Source organism: Flavobacterium gelidicaeli (genome assembly GCF_013294005.1).
Taxonomy (GTDB): Bacteria; Bacteroidota; Bacteroidia; order Flavobacteriales; family Flavobacteriaceae; genus Flavobacterium.
On record NZ_JABSNK010000009.1, the window covers coordinates 63,905 to 80,790 of the forward strand.

A 16,886-nucleotide genomic window follows, 5' to 3' on the forward strand; every position below is an offset into this window, starting at 1 on the left:
GACGCAGCTGTTTTATATCAAAGTTTATGCTATTCAATTAATTTATTTTTATATCCTGCAATAATTTAAAAACAGTTTTCCAACTAATATTTAGTTTATCTACTAATCGCTTTAGCTGCTTTTATAAGTGCTTCTGGACTATGAATAGACTCATATACTGGTAACACTTTTTTATCGGTTTTAAATAAACCATAAACCGCAGTTTGTGCCGTTCTAACCGAATATTCAACGGTAAATACTACATCTTTTGGAACCTCAGCAAATTGTCCTAAAAAAGCAAAATTTGTGGCTCCTTTTGGTAATACTTTTGGTCGATCACCCATTTTTCTAGGCATAAACAAACTATCTATAAAAGGCATTGCAGTAGGGATACAATTCACTTTTCCAGCATCTGTAATGGGCTTCATCATCTCTTGAACCTTTAAATGAAACCATAATTCCTCTAGGATTTCGGCTCCGGTACATTCGGCCATGGTTTTATTAATGTAGTTTCCTTTTCGATCAGGGTATAAACCGTATCCCCAAAAAATCTTGACATCGTCTGGTTGATTTGGAAAATGAGGTTGGCGCGCAATAACAATTGACATTAGCCAATTTGAATCGGTTAGTGTAACCAAACCACCAGTTCCATCTACATTTCCCGAAAAATTTTCCATGTGGTCATGAAAAGTACTGTCTTTAAATGTTGCGGTAAAAGAATACCATTTTTGTAAATCGATAGCATCACAAAACGGACTTGGATTTCCAAAAGCGGTGTCTTTTTCGGCAATTTTTTTCCAAAGTTTCCAAGATCCAGATTCTTCAAGTCCTTTTAGTTTGGCTGCTCTATTCCAAGCACCATTATCTGTACTATCAGTAATGGAACCGTTGGTGATAAAAACATAATCATTCTCTGTTAGTACAATTTCATTTTTATTTTTTAAATGCAATACCGTAGCTGTTTTTTTATCAGCAGATAGATCAAAATCAATATCTACCACTTCAGAATCCATAGTGAATTGCACCCCTTCTTTTTCTAAATAACGCTTTAACGGCACTACAACCGAATCGTATTGATTGTACTTGGTACGCATTACGCCTCCCAATTTATTCAATCCATCAATCATATGAATAAAACGTCGCATATAACGTCGCATTTCGGCCAGGCTACTCCATTTTTGAAAAGCAAACATTGAAGACCAGATGTACCAAAAATTAGTAACAAAAAACTCTTGGTCAAACCAATCTTCTATTCTTTTCTTTCCAAGCGATTTCTCGGAAGCAAATAGTAGTCGTAGTAACTCTGTTTGTTCCAATAATGAAAGTCCATAAGAAGAAACATCTAGTATCTTTCCGTCTTTAATTAGTCTCGCTTGTCCGTTAGAAACAAATCGTTTATTGAATTCATTAGACTCTTCAGTTACCGTTAAAAGCGGATCTTCTAGCGATGGAATATTCGATAATAAATCCCAATAACAAGTATAATGAGGTTCATGCATGCGTCCCCCTCGTACAACAAATCCGTCGTCTTTGTTTCCTGCACCATCAAGTGCACCACCTGCGATTGTACTTTTTTCAAGAATATGGATGTTTGCTCCTTTAACTTTAGCATCTTTGATCAGGTAAACAGCACTTGCTAGTGACGCAATACCGCTTCCAATTAAATATACTTTTGAGTTTTGAGGTGTTTTATTTTTTTTAATTTTCATGAGTTTATTTTCTAAATGGTCCATTTTGGTATTAAATACCAGTTATTCTCTTATGTAGTATTTTAAGTTCGAAAGCGAGTACAATTCTAAAAACTCCAGCGGTTATCATTGCCATTGCTGTCATGTAAACAATACTTAAACCTGCAAATACAGGATTAGACAGTAACAAAAATGAAAACAATAGTGTCATGATTCCAAGGAATAATAACCATCCCCATGAAGGTACATTGGCTGTTCTAAACTGAAAAGAAAACCCAATTGCCATCATACTTTGAAACAATAACCAGAATCCAACATAGAATGGTAAAATAGCCATTGTCATTAAGGGATTCAAAATCAATAGCATTCCTACTACTAAATCTACCATACCACCTGCTAGATACCAACCCCAACTGTGTAACTTTTTTCTATTTGAAATAGCGAAAACTATTTGGGATAGTCCCGAAACAAATATAAAGGCACTAAAAATAAAACTTAAAGAGACATAACTGACTAATGGCGTTTGAAACACCCATATTCCAACAATAATGTATAGAATACCTAGTAAAAGAGATATCCACCAATTTTTTACTGCAGACTCCATCGAACTTAAAATTGTAGTTGGCATAATTGCATTTTTAAAAATTATTTCACATTGTCTTTAAAGAGATCTTTTAAAGCAGTCCCTAATTCATCCATATCATGAGTAAACTCTCTCTCAAATTCTTGTTCCTCTTCTTTAGCTGATTGGTTCATTTCCTTAACATCCTCTTTGAATGCTACGCCTCTTTTTTCTAATTTCTCTTTTAACTCTGTATTCTTTTTTTCGAGTTCATCCAATTTTGCTGTTAGTTTCACTTTTTCTGCTTTATCCGCTTTAGCAATTTTATCCCTAAGCGCTTTAATTTGAGTGTCTGTGTTTTCAATAGCTATTTTAGACGAAGCTTCAAACTTTTTCCAGTCTGCATTTACGGCTTCTTTAGTCTCAACACCCGTATCTTTTGCTCCTTGTTCTAAATCTCTGTTCAGTTCTGTAACATCCTCTTTTACGGCAGATGCGTCATCTTTTGTTGTTTTTCCACAGCTTGTTAAAATAGTTCCTGCCATCAATGTTATCATGGTTAAGGATAAAAAATTTGTTTTCATAATTGGTTGTATTAAAGTTTAATTTTATTTTTTTCTTCTAGTTTGTATTTCTTTTTTAAAATCATATTAGTGTCAAACTCGTAAACTTGCAGCACTCCTGTTGGCACAGTTACTTTAGGAATTTCTGAGGAGTTAATATTCTCAATATGCGCCATTAATCCTCTAATTGAATTCCCATGTGCAGCTACCAAAACGGTTTTTCCTTTTACCAATTCTGGTACAATAACCTCAAAAAAGTATTGCACTACTCGCACTTCGGTTTGTTCTAAGGATTCTGAGGCTGGTAAATAGCTACTATTGACAGTATCATATAAGTGATCAAATTTGGGATGTCTTTTATCAGTAAGTTGCAAACTGGGCGGTGGAGTATCAAAGCCTCTTCGTACTTTTAAAAAAAGTTCTTCTCCAACTTCTCTTTTTACCTCGTCTTTATTTCTTCCTTGCCAAGCACCATAATTTCGCTCATTTAGTTTCCAACTTTTAATAAAATCTACATGCATCCTATCAGCATGCTCTAAAATAATTAGTCCTGTACGGATGGCTCTTTTTAGATAGGAAGAATAACAGATATCAATAGCAATTTGATGCCTTTTAATAATTTCACCCGCTGTATTTGCTTCCTCTATTCCTTCTGGAGCAAGGTCTACATCTGTCCAACCTGTAAATATGTTGGCTACATTCCACACACTTTTTCCGTGTCTTACCAGTATGAGTTTTCCCATTTGATATTGATTTAAAATTAGACTAATCCCTAATTTCCTCTTCTAGAACACTAAGCAAGTGCGTTAATTTTTCTTCTTGTTTTTGTAATCTCTTTTTCAGTCTGTTTATTTTTGCTTTAGCAAATGCATCTTCAACAGCAAGTTCATATCCTTTAAGACGGGATTCTAATTTCTTGATTCTATCTTTTGTTTTAGCTTCGACTTCTTTTAAAGCCGATTTTTTTTTATGTTCAAAATCGGCAATTTTTGATTTTCTTTTTGATTTTAAATCGGTAATCTTAGCTTTTATTTTGTCTTTTTCTTCGTTAGTTGCTTTTCTTAGTTTCTCACGTTCCTCTTCAATTTTATCTTCGATGTCTTCAATATGTTCATCGATATAATCGTCAAATTCGATTCCGGCTTCACTTCTAATAATTTCTGACGCAAAAGGTTTTACTGCATCGTCAATAAATATGGAACTGTCTTCGCCAACCTCGGCAATAATTGCAATGGTTCCAATGTTCATTTTATTACTGACTTTCTGGATAAGTTCTTCTCCAAAATCATGACGACTTACATCCCAAGCTGCTCCTGCAACAACACCTGTATACAATCCTACAACTAATCCTACAGGACCAGCAACAGAACCTAAAAGCCCACCAAGAGCCATTCCCGTTAACGTTCTCCAACCTTCTCCTTGTTCTTTATAAAATAAAATTTCATAATGATTATTTTCTATTTTACGAATCATCATGTGTTCATAGAGCGTAATATCTCCATATCCATCTAGTTCTTTGATTTTATGTAAAGCTGCTATTGCGTTTTCTTCTTCTGTAAACGGAATCACTATTATATTTGCCATAATTATTGTCTTAAAATGTTAGTTGTTATTTTATTTAGTGAAATGCTTTAACTACGCTTTCCAATTCCACTTTTAGACTCTTATCGAATTTTGTGATTGGTGGAATTTTAAGGTCGAGGTCGAGTAATTCATAAACGGCCATTTGAGCTGCTCTAATGGAGTATTCAACAGTAAATACTACATCATCCGGAATTTCTACAAACTGACTTACAAATGCGAGGTTTTTTGAGTTTTTGGGTACTGGAAGTGGTCGGTCCGTTTTTAAACGAGGTAGGAACATACTAGTGATGTAAGGCATTCTACACGGAATGCAAATGGCATTGCCAAACACGACATCATAATCAAATTTTAAATGGCCGCATAATTCTCGTAGAATCTCTTCTCCCGAACAAGCTGTCATGGGTTTCCCTACAAAATTCCCTACGCGATCTGGATGTAGTCCATAAGTAAAAAACACTTGTACATTAGCGGGTTGGTCTTTATAATGTGGTTGATTGTTTAATGAAAAACTCATAAACCAATTCGAATCTTTAAGCGTAACTTGACTTCCTGTTCCTGCTTTATTACCCGAGAATTTTTCCATTTGATCAAAAAAAGCGGTGTCTTTTAATGTGACCGTAAATGATTCCCAGAAAGACTCGGCTATATTGGTATTAAATACTTCTGGTTTTCCAAATTCAGGATATTTTTTTGCTAGTTTCTCCCAAATCGCCCAGCCTTGGCTGTCTTCTTTTGTGTAAAATTTAGGCGCAGTTGTCATGGAACCATAACTTGAGGCATCTGTCATAGAACCATTTTGAAAAAACACCAAATCATTGGCTGTAACTCCAATTGTTTTACTAGTTCCAGCATTTTCATAAATAAGGTTTTTAACAACTACCTTTTCGGTTCCTGTTTTGGGATCAAGTTCATATGCAGTATCAAGATCAGTTACCGTACACTCTTTCATAAAATTCACTCCGTGCGACTTAAGCCAAACAATTAATGGCAGAATCATCGAGTCATACTGGTTATAAACGGTACGTTTTACTCCTGTCATAGTTTCTACGTTTGGAAATTCTTGCATGAATCGGTGTAAATAACGTTTAAACTCTACGGCGCTATGCCAAGGTGAAAAGGCAAAACTAGTACGCCACATGAACCAAAAATTAGTTTCAAAAAAGGAAGGAGAAAACCAGTCAGAAATACAGCTATTTCCTAATTTATCTTCACTTGCTTCACTTAGCTTCAATAATTCAGCACGATTTTCCATAGAAAAACCTAGTTTAGACGCATCTACAATCGCTCGGTTTTTGTCAATTAATCGTGCTTTTGCATTTGATTTTACACGTTCATTGAACGCAACAGTCTCTTCATAAACAGAAGTATTAGGATCTGTAAGTGATGGAATTGATTTGAATAACTCCCAAGTACATTCGTAAATATTTAATGTTAACATGCGCGATCCGCGTAAAGTATATCCTTGTTGTGGATTTCCGCCTGCATCTAAACTTCCGCCTAAAACAGCTAAACTTTCATAAATCGTAATGTTTTTACCATCTAATCCGCCATCTCTAATTAAAAATACTGCTGCTGCTAATGATCCTATTCCGCCGCCTATGAAGTAGGCTTTTTTATCTTGATTGTTATTCATGATTAAAATACATTAATTATTTTTTTCTTATTGCTAATCAAACTCATCTTGGTTACTGAAATTCAATTATTTAAAATGCCTTTTACAATAATCGAATACAACTCTTGACAAGTTTTCAAAGAACAAAATTAAGGCGTTATAAAAACGGTTGCACTGATCTAGATCAGCCTCACAAAAAATAAAAAATTAATTTAATGCAGTATCTCGACAAAGGTGCTGCGTGAGGGATTGAAGTGGAAATCCCACAGCAAACTCCCGATTTTTTTCGGGAGTGCAGCGAGGAATTGTAGCGGAAAGCCCGGCCCTTGGGACACGCCCAAACAATTTTTATAATTTAAATGCAACTCTATTTCTAAAAGTAGTGCTACAAAAAAAGGTTGGCTACCAAATTAAAATTAGTAGTCAACCTTTGTTTTTATTCTTCTTTTTTGAAAAACGAAATAGTACTTTTAGTATTACATGTACTTTTCAAGGAATCTAAAAAAGTCTTTTTTAAGCTCGGCGTAAATATGTCTTTGCGTTTCTATTTTGTCTCTAAAGGCTAAATGTTCTTTAGTAGATTGAATATCTAAAGCATTCTCACCCGTCATGCTTTGTCCAGCGATACGCTCCTCGTGTTTTTCGATAATTTCTTGTAGATCTTCGATTACACCACCGTGCAACACAAATTCGTTTTGATAATGTTCTAATTGAGCCAATACATCTTTGTCTGTCCAGCGAGTCACGAGTTCGCTCAATTTGTTATTGAAGAATACTAATTCGTCTTTCCAAAAGGCCAATTCCCCTTTCCATTGTTCGTGTTCAAAATGCATATTGCTGTTGTATAAAACTTCATTTTTCATGATTTAGGCTTTTAATGTTAGTACTAGTGTAGTAAATATTCATCAAAAGTATCTCAATCAGGCACTGTTTAAAATGACTTAGGTCAGTTGTCATTATTTAACTACTTTAAATTCCTTTACAGTTCCCGTTATGAACTATTGAGAAATTACAAGAATTAGCAATAAAGCATAGTTCGTTTGCCTTTTTATGTAGCGTTAAAGCTAGTGTGATTTGTTCTTTATTTTGAATAATAACTTGAGGAAATAATCGAACTTCTATAAACCTACCGGATCCATTATCTAAAACTTCAAGCGTTGCTTCGGCATTATCAGTGTACGAGAGTATTTCGATTCCGTTTTGCGCACACAGATACAAATACGACATCATGTGACAAGAAACTAAACTACTTAGTAACAAATCTTCGGGATTATATAATGTAGGATCTCCCTTAAAAGCTTTGGCAGCAGATACGTTCAGTATTTCTTTTCCTTCGATGGAAATGGTGTGGCTTTTAGTGTAATTTTTCTGCTGTGTTTTGACAATTTCTTTATTAGAAAACCAATTCAATCTTGCCTTAAATAAATGGGTAAAACTCATGTTGCTTATTTTATTACAAAAGTACTTAAAAATGCTATGGGTATTAAAAAGAGTATTCATTCAAAATTTTACTTATTGTGCAACTAGCAATCCTTAAAAACCTGATTTTTTGAATTATATTTTTGTAGTTTTACCAATTAACCGCAACTTTATAAAGTGAAACAAAAGCTACTTAATATCCCTCCTATTCCTGCTGTTTTGTTTGCTATAATCAGCGTACAGTCTGGTGCAGCCATAGCCAAAACATTGTTTCCAGTACTTGGAGCGGCTGCAACAGCATCCTTAAGAATAGGGATTTCTGCGATTATTTTAGTAGCCGTTTACAAACCAAACTTATTTAAAATTACGAGCAACCAATGGAAAATTGTCATTCCATATGGTTTGTCTTTAGGAGCGATGAATTTAATTTTTTATCTCGCAATTGAGAGAATTCCAATAGGGCTTGCCGTAACACTTGAATTCATAGGACCGTTAGTCGTTGCCGTTCTAGGTTCAAAACGGATATTAGATTATTTATGGGTGCTTCTCGCTGCTTCAGGAATCGTTTTGATAGCTCCATGGAAAGAGGAAGGTGTAGATTTGCTTGGCGTAGTATTTGCATTGACTGCAGGTGCTATGTGGGCTGCATATATCATATTAGGAGGAAAAGTTTCTAAAATAATGAAAGGTGGCGAAGCTGTTGCGACCGGAATGTTATTTGCCTCGATGTTGATTATTCCTTTCGGAATTATGGGGAACGGATTTGCTACTATCACACCCCATTTCTTTTATTTGGGAGTTGCCTTAGCACTTTTATCCAGTGCTATTCCGTTTACTTTAGAAATGAAAGCACTAGGGCAATTACCTTCACGTACCTTTAGTATTTTAATGAGTTTAGAACCTGCAGTAGCTTCTATATGTGGTTTACTTTTTTTAAACGAAGTACTTACATTTAATGAAGTTATAGCAGTTCTTTTTGTTGTTATTGCATCAGCAGGATCTACACTAACTGCTAAAAAAAATCGTTAATTTAGTGTGGATATATTTTAGCAGTAGCGTATCAATTTCCTTTTTATGAAATGAATAATTTAGAAACAGCTTTATACCAAACACAAGTAGAGTATAGTCCCATTAATTTTTGTCACATCGAGCAGAGGTAAGAAGCAATAGTGGTACTCCACTTCGCTCGAACTGACAATTATGCTGTTTTATAAATAGCATTGGTATTATATCTTGATTGTTGCTCCCATTATTTTTAAAAATTCTCTAATAAAACTAGGGTGAGCTGGCCAAGCTGGTGATGTTACTAAATTCCCATCTACATATACGCCATCTGCAGGGATTGATTGGAATTCTCCTCCTGCTAAAGTTACCTCAGGACCAACTGCTGGATAGGCTGTTAATTTTCTTCCTTTTACTACATCGGCAGCTGTCAAAATTTGAATACCATGACAAATGGCTGCTACCGGTTTGTTCACTTTAAAAAAATACTGAACAAATTCAAGTACTTTCTTATTTAATCTTAAATATTCTGGTGCTCTACCTCCAGCAATAACTAAACCATCATAATCCTCTACGTTTACCTTATCAAAACTATAATTTAAAACAAAATTATGTCCTGGTTTTTCAGAGTAAGTTTGATCTCCTTCGAAATCATGAATGGCAGTTTTAATCGAATCTCCCTTTTTTTTATCTGGACAAACGGTATGCACTTCATAACCTACCATTTCAAGCATTTGAAAAGGAACCATTGTTTCGTAATCTTCTGTGTAATCTCCTGTTAAGAATAGTACTTTTTTCATCGTTTGTTTAGTTTTTTGATGTGATTATTTTAAAATAATAAATGCTGTTTCTATAGACTCAAATATAACGAAATTGTTTCAGGTAAACACCTACTTATAATTAAATGTCCTATACTATCACTCCTAATTTGTTTTAGAAAGAAATCACTATTAAACTCATTTACAACAGTATTACACACATTTAAAAACCCTAGCAACCAGCAACCTAATCTTTTGGAATTTACAAAAATGAAGTTGCTTTTATTTTAGATTAAAAAAAAAGGTCAAACTTAAATGATGGATTACTTTCCATTTAAATGATAAAACCGATTGCCTAAAAATAAAATTAATAAATACACAAGTGTTGCAATTATAGCAAGTGTGAACATAAAAGTGATGATATTTAGTACAAAATTGGGAACAAAATGAAGTCTGGGATGGGTATAATAAGGTTCACGATGCAACCTTTCGTGGATAGAATTTTTTATTATTTTGATTTTCTTTTTTATAACTAAAAATTTATGTTTTTACCTTGATAATTGACATTCTAAAATTACACAATTAATTTACAATAAGGCTTTTATATGCCTCTAATTTTAAGATCATTAATTATCCTTTTGTTTATTTTTAATTTGCGCCATTGCTCTTTCGGCAATTGCAGTAATCGATAGCGACGGATTCACCCCAGGATTTGCTGATATCATTGCACCATCAACAACCAACATATTTTTATACCCAAAAACTTCATTATTCTTATTGATCACCCCTTTGCTAGAATCCTCCGCCATTACAGCACCGCCTAAAACGTGTGCTGTGGAGGGAATTCCAGCAATCGATTCTAAAACAAACGAAGTAGGCTTCCCTCCTATTATTTCGCTATATTTTTTTGTTAAAGCGATAGACGCTGGAATATCTGCAGATGGTTTTACACCTGAACTTACCGTAGATGACATGCCGCCAAACCAGTTTCCCTTGAATTTTAAAGTACTGTCTATTGATTGCATAAATAGTAAAACTGTTGTGCTTTTTGACCAACTATTTCTAAAGTAGATTTTAAAATACGACAACGGAAAACGGAAAAATTGCTTGAACATATTAAGCAATCTTGTCAAACTATTTTTTCCATTCGATAAAGGCAAATGCAATAATTTCCAAAAACCAGAACCTTCGGCATACCTAACAATTTCTAAATGGCTGTTTTCATCTGTATGCAACATGCTACCTATAGCAACTCCCTTAGACAAATTTTTACTTTTATCTAAAGTAGAAACACTTATTAAAGTTTCATTGTTTGTACGGATATTATCGCCCAAAGTATCAGACAATAACGGCAACGATTTTTGCTTAAGCTGCAACAACAACTTTATTGTACCCAATACTCCACCCGAGAAAACAACTCCTTTAGCAGTAAAATGCTTTTTTTTACCAAAGACTTTTGTGCTTGATTTCACACTAATTTTGTATCCAGAAGCGCCATCATTATTATCTATAGGTACGACATCTACAACCTCGTTTTCAGCTAAGATCTCGGCACCGTTATTTTGAGCTAAATAAAGGTAATTTTTATCCAAAGTATTTTTAGCGTTATGCCTGCATCCCGTCATGCAACCACCACAAAAAGTACAGCCAGATCGATCAGGACCTTTACCTTCAAAATAAGGATCTTTTACCTCCTGCCCTTCTTTACCAAAGAAAACAGCAACATCAGGGTGCTCAAACTGATCTTCTCTACCCAACTCTTTTGCCAAGGTTTGCAAGGCAATGTCCCCGTCAAATAATTTAGGATTGCGAGCTGCTCCAAGCATTTTAAGCGCTAACTGGTAAAAAGGCTTTAATTCGGTTTCCCAATCTGCGAGTTGGCTCCAACTTCCTGATTTATAAAAATTGGTTTTGGGTATTGGTAATGTATTGGCGTAGACTAGTGATCCGCCACCTACGCCCGTTCCAGAAATCACTACAATATGCTTGAAAATACTCATTTTCATAATTCCAAAAAAGCGTAAATGAGGCATCCACAACCATTTGCGTAGTTTCCAGTTGGTCTTGGCAAAGTCGGTTGCTTTGTACCATTTTCCTTTTTCGACAACCAGTACTTTATAGCCTTTTTCAGAAAGACGCAAAGCACTTACTGAACCTCCAAAACCACTTCCTATTATGATATAATCAAAATCGTGCTGCATCATTTATAATTTATTTATCGAAAAATAAGCATTTTTATCTAATTATGATGCATGCATAATAAAAAGGAATGGTCTCTAAATCCATTTTTTTTTATAAACATAAAAAAACCGCCTATCTTTAAAAGAAGGCGGTTTGATTTAATAAAAAATGTTTTACAAAATATAATCTGTTGTGATAAAGTTAGATTCTTCACTATTTAATAATGCTTGTAAAATTTCGTTATTATAATCATTGTCTTTTGAAGCAACAAAAGTTCTAATCGAGAATGAACGTAAGGCATCATGAATACTTAATGTTCCTACAGCCGAGTCTTTACGACCTGTGAACGGATAAATATCTGGACCTCTTTGACAAGAACTATTTAAATTCACACGACAAACTAAGTTCACCAATGTATCAATTAGCGGTGCCAATGTTTTAATGTCTTTCCCAAACAAACTTACTTGTTGGCCATAATTAGATTCGGCCATATCATTTAAAGGTTCTTGTATATCATCAAAAGTTAAAATAGGCACAACAGGTCCAAATTGCTCCTCGTGATAAATACGCATCTCCTTGTTTACTGGATACAATACCGCTGGGAAAATATAATTAGGGTGGTGATGTCCTCCTTTTTCATTAATCACTTTAGCGCCTTTGCTAGTAGCATCATCAATTAATTCTTGAATATAAGCTGGTTTTTCTTTTTCAGGAAGTGGTGTTAATGAAACGCCTTTTTCCCATGGGTTTCCAAATTTTAATTCATCCACTTTAGCAGCAAATCTTTTGTTGAATTCTACTGCAATATTTTCATGGACATACAATACTTTTAAAGCAGTACAACGTTGTCCATTAAAAGACAAAGTTCCTGAAATACACTCTTGTATTGCCAAGTCTAAATCGGCGTCTGGAAGAATAATCGCTGGGTTTTTGGCTTCAAGCCCTAAAATTAAACGCAATCTATTTTTATTAGGATGTTGGTCTTGCAAAGCAATAGCCGACTTACTATTACCAATTAAAGCTAGAACAGTAACTTTTCCTGACGCCATAATAGGCGACGCAACTTCACGACCTCTACCGTAAACTATATTAATAACTCCAGCTGGAAAACTATTTCTAAATGCTTCTAACAGTGGGGATATTACAAGAACACCATGTTTTGCAGGTTTAAAAACCACTGTATTCCCCATAATTAAAGCTGGAATAAGCAAAGCAAATGTTTCATTTAATGGGTAATTGTAAGGCCCTAGGCATAGCACAACACCTAACGGACCACGACGTACCATAGCGTTTACACCTTGACTTTTAGTAAATTTAGCGTTATCACGGTCTAATTTTTTATAATCTTCAATAGTATCGTAAATATATTCTACGGTTCTATCAAATTCTTTTTGAGAATCTGGTAATGACTTTCCTATTTCCCACATCAAGTATTTTACTACTTCATCACGGGTAGCTTCCATTTGAACTACAAAACGAGTCATGCATTTAATACGATCTTTTACGCGCATGGTAGGCCATAAACCTTGTCCGTTATTGTAGGCTTTATCGGCAGCATCAACGGCTTCTAAACCTTCTTTTTCTCCCATATAAGGAATAGAACCTAATATGGTAGGTAAATACTCTTCGGTAGATGAAATGGTAGAAAAAACGGGGGAGGTTTGGCCTTCCCAGTTTACTAATGTTCCATTTAATAAATAAGTATCTTGATTTAGTAAATCTTTAATTTGATATTCTTCTGGTATCGAATTCATAATGTGGTTTTTTAGTTATAGTAATAAAAAAAAGAGGCAGGAGCCTCTCTTTACGTTTTAGGGTGCAACAACGTCTCCGTTCCAAGCTAAGATCCCTCCTGATAAGTTATAAGCGTTTTCAATTCCTAACTCATTCATAACCTCACAAGCTTTTCCGCTTCTAGCTCCAGAGCGACAGTATACATAGTAGTTTTTATCTTTATCTAAAGCTTCTATTTGGTCAACAAAAGCCTGTCCTTGATGAATGTCTATATTTATAGCATTTTCAATAATTCCGTCGTTGAATTCATCTTCAGTACGTACATCTAATATTACTGCATTTTTATCAGCTTCAAGCTGTGCTACCCAATCTTCCTGTGTTAAATTCATAATGATCTTTTTTGTAAAAATACAATGTTTTTTGCTAACTAAAAACTAACAAATTGTGAATTAAATAATAATATCGAGAAAACGATTTCGTGACTAATTAATAACCAGCTAATTATAGATTATACTAATAATCTTTAAATAAAAGTCTACTAAATCTATAGGTAAATTATAAAAACCGTAATGCTAATTAAAAGAACGTAAAGCAATTAACTTACTAAATTCTTTGCTAGTGATCTCTTATTTTTACCGTACTTTTACATTACTACATGGAAATTTTAATCCAAAAAAATAAAAATGCAAGAGACACTTAAAAAAATATTTCCCAATTTTTCAACTGATTTACTGTTGGAAATTGAAAATCATGCCATCATACAATCCTTTGAAGCTGGAGATGTTATTATGCGAACCGGCCAATACATCAACTACACCTTATTAGTTACAAAAGGACAATTAAAAATTTACCGCGAGGGAGAAAATGGAGGTGAATTTTTTATGTATTACCTACATCCAGGACAAGCTTGTGCAGTGTCAATGATATGCGCAACCAAAAGTCAAACTAGCCAGATTATGGCAAAGGCAATTGATGATGTCGAAATTATTATGTTGCCCCTATCGTTAATGGAAAAATGGATGATGGAACACCGTAGCTGGTATGAATTTGTTATTCTTACTTATCGAACTCGTTTTGAAGAAGTATTAGAAGTTCTCGATAATGTAGCTTTTAGAGCAATGGATGAACGATTAGAATTTTATTTAAAACGCAATAGCGATGCTTGTGGATGCAAAGATTTAAAACTTTCGCACCAGGATATAGCCACCGAATTGAATACGTCAAGAGAAGTCATTTCTCGATTATTAAAAAAGATGGAGCAGCGTGGTTTAGTACAGTTACATAGAAATCATATCGCACTATTAAAATAAAAAAAAGCCTCTATGTGATAAATGTTACTGTACAAGCACTTTTATCAATCAACCTTTGCAATAAAATTTAATAGATGGAAATTCTTGGTTACTTTGCTTCAATAATTATTGGTCTTTCCTTAGGACTAATAGGTGGTGGCGGTTCTATTCTTGCTGTACCTATTTTAGTATATCTTTTTCATGTACATCCTGAAAAGGCAACAAGTTATTCTTTATTTATTGTAGGATTCACCTCTATGATAGGCTCTTACAATCATTATAGATTAGGGAATTTAAAAATCAAGTCGGCATTAGTATTTGCTATTCCTTCTATTGTATCGCTTTTATTTGTTCGAAAAATGGTGTTTCATTTAATCCCTGACTCATTATTTTACATTCAATCTTTTGAGGTGACTAAGAATTTATTAATCATGGTTGTTTTTGCTTTTTTGATGATTGCCACATCAATCTCTATGATTAAAAACAATAAAAATCTAAAAGAAGGCGTCGTTACTAATTATAAAATGTTGGCTACAGTGGGTTTTCTAGTAGGTTTAATAATTGGTTTTTTAGGCGCTGGTGGCGGTTTTTTAATTATTCCTGCTTTGTTGTTTTTTGCTGACTTACCTATGAAACAAGCCGTAGGGACCTCATTATTTATTATATTCATTAATTCTCTTATTGGTTTTGGAGGGGATGTTTTAGGAGGTGTTGTATTAGATTATAAATTACTTCTTATCATATCATTAATGGCTGTTATTGGTTTATTTATTGGAACACAATTATCTAAAAAAATTGATGGTGCAAAATTAAAACCTGCATTTGGTTGGTTCGTTTTGGTCATGGGAATCTATATCATCACTAAAGAGATTTTCTTTAAATAAACTAAAGTCATCCCCTATAAATTTTCAAAATTGAATTATAAAATAAGTTGAATAACCACTTATCAACATGATTACAAGTTTAAACCCTATTTATCCTTAGTGATTTTAATGAATTTGTTATGAGTAAAACCTATTAAATAATAGCTTATAAATTCAGTTAAGCAGCCTTAAAGTGTTCTATATTCAATAACAAAATAAACAAAAACCTTTTCCCTTATTAAAATAGTATCCACTGATTAAATCATTTTGAATCATATTATTCTTTTACAATAAAGTTTTCAAGGCTATTTGAGACCAATAAACTTTAATATCGCCTTTTTTCATGAATTCTATTCTAAATATTATTCTACTTTTTTATTTAATTATGTCAAAATATTGACATAAAAAAGAGTTGTTTTCGAGCAAAATAATATTAAAATCCTTTTCTATATCAAAGCTTATCATTAATTAAATAGCCTCCTCATCTTACTTGAACATACTGTTATACAAAAACTCCCTTGTAAATACATTTTATTACAAGGGAGTTTTTTATTTATTTATAATCGAAAGTGACTAATGCTCGCCATAACCTACATCATCCATTTTTCCGCTAAATACTTTGTACTGAATAATGAAATAGGTAATTACTAATGCAAGTGCAATTACAAACCAATAGACTCCTACCGAAAGTCCATATTCTCCTGCCGCAGTATTGTAGATAGTCAAAGAAGGATTCACCGAATTTGTAGACGGCAAAACATTAGGAAAAATAGAAGCTGCAGTAGAGGTAAAACCGCCAAGTAAAAACAAACTTGAGAATAAAAATCCTGCTCCATCATGTTGAAACGATCTTACTTTAAACAATCCAAAAATACCCACAAAACACATGACAGGAAATACCCACAATAAAGGATTATCTAGAAAGTTGTGAAAAGGCTGAGGCTCTATGTTATGCCAAATCATCAATGAAATAATTACTAACGCTAGTAGCACAAAGTTAAGTTTAAAAACGACTTGTCTTAACTTTGGATTCAAGTCTGAATTGGTTTTATAAATAATCCAATTTGCGCCGTGAATCATTAGCGCTACAACACTAACCACACCTAAAAACAACGTAAACCAATCTATAATCCCTAGTTGATCAGCCTGCGGACTGAAGCTAGGATTCCACAAAGGCAAAAAGAAAAAGTGTGCTTCTTGCGTCGAAACCCCATTAGTGACCATACCTAAATTAACCCCACGAACCACGTTTCCTAAGGCAACTCCAAAGAATAAGGCTAGTAATAAACTCGCGATACCAAAAGCTTTATCCCATACCGCTTCCCACATAGGATGGTGAATTTGCCCGCGTAATTCTAAACCAACTGCCCTAAAAATAAGCAGCCACAATATCATCATCAAAGGCAAGTAAAATCCGCTAAACGAAGAGGCATAAAGCGTAGGAAAAGCAAAAAACAAAACACCTCCTGCAGCAATTAACCAAACTTCATTAGCATCCCAAAACGGACCTATAGCATTTGTAATTGCTTTTTTATCTTTTTCAGTCTTAGCAAAAAACAGATGAATTATACCCGCACCAAAATCGTAGCCGTCCAGAATTACATAGACCGCTAAAATCCCCATTAAAACAACATACCAAAAGAATTCCATAA

General features: G+C 34.0%; 16 protein-coding genes. 3 read left to right on the top strand and 13 right to left on the bottom strand.

Features of this window, described 5'->3' with window-relative positions; translation table 11 throughout:
* Positions 1–95 precede the first annotated feature (95 nt).
* From HNP99_RS13440 to HNP99_RS13475, 8 genes are all read right to left on the bottom strand, one after another.
* Positions 96–1,688 carry an oleate hydratase gene (locus HNP99_RS13440; protein WP_173853897.1) on the bottom strand — a complete coding sequence of 531 codons (1,593 nt, stop codon included), beginning with the start codon at positions 1,686–1,688 and terminating at the stop codon, positions 96–98.
* A gap of 31 nt (positions 1,689–1,719) precedes the next feature.
* Positions 1,720–2,295 carry an HdeD family acid-resistance protein gene (locus tag HNP99_RS13445; RefSeq protein WP_173853898.1) on the bottom strand — a complete coding sequence of 192 codons (576 nt, stop codon included), beginning with the start codon at positions 2,293–2,295 and terminating at the stop codon, positions 1,720–1,722.
* A 17-nt stretch (positions 2,296–2,312) separates the two neighbouring features.
* Positions 2,313–2,813 carry a hypothetical protein gene (locus tag HNP99_RS13450; RefSeq protein ID WP_173853899.1) on the bottom strand — a complete coding sequence of 167 codons (501 nt, stop codon included), beginning with the start codon at positions 2,811–2,813 and terminating at the stop codon, positions 2,313–2,315.
* 11 nt (positions 2,814–2,824) lie between these two features.
* Entirely contained in the window at positions 2,825–3,535 is a 711-nt protein-coding gene (locus HNP99_RS13455) for a 2,3-bisphosphoglycerate-dependent phosphoglycerate mutase (RefSeq protein WP_173853900.1), read from the bottom strand.
* A 22-nt stretch (positions 3,536–3,557) separates the two neighbouring features.
* Positions 3,558–4,376, bottom strand: coding sequence for a DUF1269 domain-containing protein (locus HNP99_RS13460; RefSeq protein ID WP_173853901.1), 819 nt, complete (start codon positions 4,374–4,376; stop codon positions 3,558–3,560).
* 34 nt (positions 4,377–4,410) lie between these two features.
* Positions 4,411–6,009: an oleate hydratase gene (locus HNP99_RS13465; protein WP_173853902.1), complete on the bottom strand. Its 1,599-nt coding sequence runs from the start codon at positions 6,007–6,009 to the stop codon at positions 4,411–4,413.
* A 455-nt stretch (positions 6,010–6,464) separates the two neighbouring features.
* Positions 6,465–6,851, bottom strand: coding sequence for a hypothetical protein (locus HNP99_RS13470; RefSeq protein ID WP_026977326.1), 387 nt, complete (start codon positions 6,849–6,851; stop codon positions 6,465–6,467).
* A 106-nt stretch (positions 6,852–6,957) separates the two neighbouring features.
* Positions 6,958–7,428: an OsmC family protein gene (locus HNP99_RS13475; protein ID WP_173853903.1), complete on the bottom strand. Its 471-nt coding sequence runs from the start codon at positions 7,426–7,428 to the stop codon at positions 6,958–6,960.
* Between the two features lie 156 nt (positions 7,429–7,584).
* On the opposite strand from HNP99_RS13475, the gene HNP99_RS13480 reads away from it, so the two are divergent.
* Entirely contained in the window at positions 7,585–8,436 is an 852-nt protein-coding gene (locus HNP99_RS13480; protein ID WP_173853904.1) for an EamA family transporter, read from the top strand.
* A gap of 197 nt (positions 8,437–8,633) precedes the next feature.
* Here the strand turns inward: HNP99_RS13480 and HNP99_RS13485 are convergent, their stop codons facing one another.
* The 4 genes from HNP99_RS13485 to HNP99_RS13500 form a co-directional block, all read right to left on the bottom strand.
* Positions 8,634–9,209 (bottom strand): DJ-1/PfpI family protein, encoded by a 576-nt coding sequence (locus tag HNP99_RS13485; protein WP_173853905.1) that lies wholly within the window; start codon positions 9,207–9,209, stop codon positions 8,634–8,636.
* Between the two features lie 584 nt (positions 9,210–9,793).
* Positions 9,794–11,368 (bottom strand): FAD-dependent oxidoreductase, encoded by a 1,575-nt coding sequence (locus tag HNP99_RS13490; RefSeq protein ID WP_173853957.1) that lies wholly within the window; start codon positions 11,366–11,368, stop codon positions 9,794–9,796.
* A gap of 153 nt (positions 11,369–11,521) precedes the next feature.
* The gene (locus HNP99_RS13495) at positions 11,522–13,102 is read right to left on the bottom strand and encodes an NADP-dependent glyceraldehyde-3-phosphate dehydrogenase (protein WP_173853906.1); all 1,581 of its coding nucleotides are present in this window, start codon (positions 13,100–13,102) and stop codon (positions 11,522–11,524) included.
* Between the two features lie 57 nt (positions 13,103–13,159).
* Positions 13,160–13,471, bottom strand: a complete 312-nt coding sequence (locus HNP99_RS13500; protein WP_173853907.1) for a rhodanese-like domain-containing protein — start codon at positions 13,469–13,471, stop codon at positions 13,160–13,162.
* A gap of 294 nt (positions 13,472–13,765) precedes the next feature.
* Here HNP99_RS13500 and HNP99_RS13505 point away from each other — a divergent pair, with 294 nt between their 5' ends.
* Together HNP99_RS13505 and HNP99_RS13510 are read left to right on the top strand one after the other, a co-directional pair.
* Positions 13,766–14,392, top strand: coding sequence for a Crp/Fnr family transcriptional regulator (locus HNP99_RS13505; RefSeq protein ID WP_173853908.1), 627 nt, complete (start codon positions 13,766–13,768; stop codon positions 14,390–14,392).
* Between the two features lie 74 nt (positions 14,393–14,466).
* The gene (locus HNP99_RS13510; protein WP_173853909.1) at positions 14,467–15,255 is read left to right on the top strand and encodes a sulfite exporter TauE/SafE family protein; all 789 of its coding nucleotides are present in this window, start codon (positions 14,467–14,469) and stop codon (positions 15,253–15,255) included.
* A gap of 552 nt (positions 15,256–15,807) precedes the next feature.
* Here HNP99_RS13510 and cydB read toward each other — a convergent pair.
* The gene (gene cydB / locus HNP99_RS13515) at positions 15,808–16,884 is read right to left on the bottom strand and encodes a cytochrome d ubiquinol oxidase subunit II (protein ID WP_173853910.1); all 1,077 of its coding nucleotides are present in this window, start codon (positions 16,882–16,884) and stop codon (positions 15,808–15,810) included.
* Between the last annotated feature and the right edge of the window lie 2 nt (positions 16,885–16,886).

Excerpts from the sequence above, each read along its gene's own strand:
- HNP99_RS13510 (WP_173853909.1), top strand. The coding sequence starts at position 14,467 with ATGGAAATTCTTGGTTACTTTGCTTCAATAATTATTGGTCTTTCCTTA.
- HNP99_RS13475 (WP_173853903.1), bottom strand. The coding sequence starts at position 7,428 with ATGAGTTTTACCCATTTATTTAAGGCAAGATTGAATTGGTTTTCTAAT.
- HNP99_RS13465 (WP_173853902.1), bottom strand. The coding sequence starts at position 6,009 with ATGAATAACAATCAAGATAAAAAAGCCTACTTCATAGGCGGCGGAATA.
- HNP99_RS13450 (WP_173853899.1), bottom strand. The coding sequence starts at position 2,813 with ATGAAAACAAATTTTTTATCCTTAACCATGATAACATTGATGGCAGGA.
- HNP99_RS13500 (WP_173853907.1), bottom strand. The coding sequence starts at position 13,471 with ATGAATTTAACACAGGAAGATTGGGTAGCACAGCTTGAAGCTGATAAA.
- HNP99_RS13445 (WP_173853898.1), bottom strand. The coding sequence starts at position 2,295 with ATGCCAACTACAATTTTAAGTTCGATGGAGTCTGCAGTAAAAAATTGG.
- HNP99_RS13440 (WP_173853897.1), bottom strand. The coding sequence starts at position 1,688 with ATGAAAATTAAAAAAAATAAAACACCTCAAAACTCAAAAGTATATTTA.
- HNP99_RS13455 (WP_173853900.1), bottom strand. The coding sequence starts at position 3,535 with ATGGGAAAACTCATACTGGTAAGACACGGAAAAAGTGTGTGGAATGTA.
- HNP99_RS13495 (WP_173853906.1), bottom strand. The coding sequence starts at position 13,102 with ATGAATTCGATACCAGAAGAATATCAAATTAAAGATTTACTAAATCAA.
- HNP99_RS13470 (WP_026977326.1), bottom strand. The coding sequence starts at position 6,851 with ATGAAAAATGAAGTTTTATACAACAGCAATATGCATTTTGAACACGAA.
- HNP99_RS13490 (WP_173853957.1), bottom strand. The coding sequence starts at position 11,368 with ATGCAGCACGATTTTGATTATATCATAATAGGAAGTGGTTTTGGAGGT.
- HNP99_RS13460 (WP_173853901.1), bottom strand. The coding sequence starts at position 4,376 with ATGGCAAATATAATAGTGATTCCGTTTACAGAAGAAGAAAACGCAATA.
- HNP99_RS13485 (WP_173853905.1), bottom strand. The coding sequence starts at position 9,209 with ATGAAAAAAGTACTATTCTTAACAGGAGATTACACAGAAGATTACGAA.
- HNP99_RS13505 (WP_173853908.1), top strand. The coding sequence starts at position 13,766 with ATGCAAGAGACACTTAAAAAAATATTTCCCAATTTTTCAACTGATTTA.
- cydB (WP_173853910.1), bottom strand. The coding sequence starts at position 16,884 with ATGGAATTCTTTTGGTATGTTGTTTTAATGGGGATTTTAGCGGTCTAT.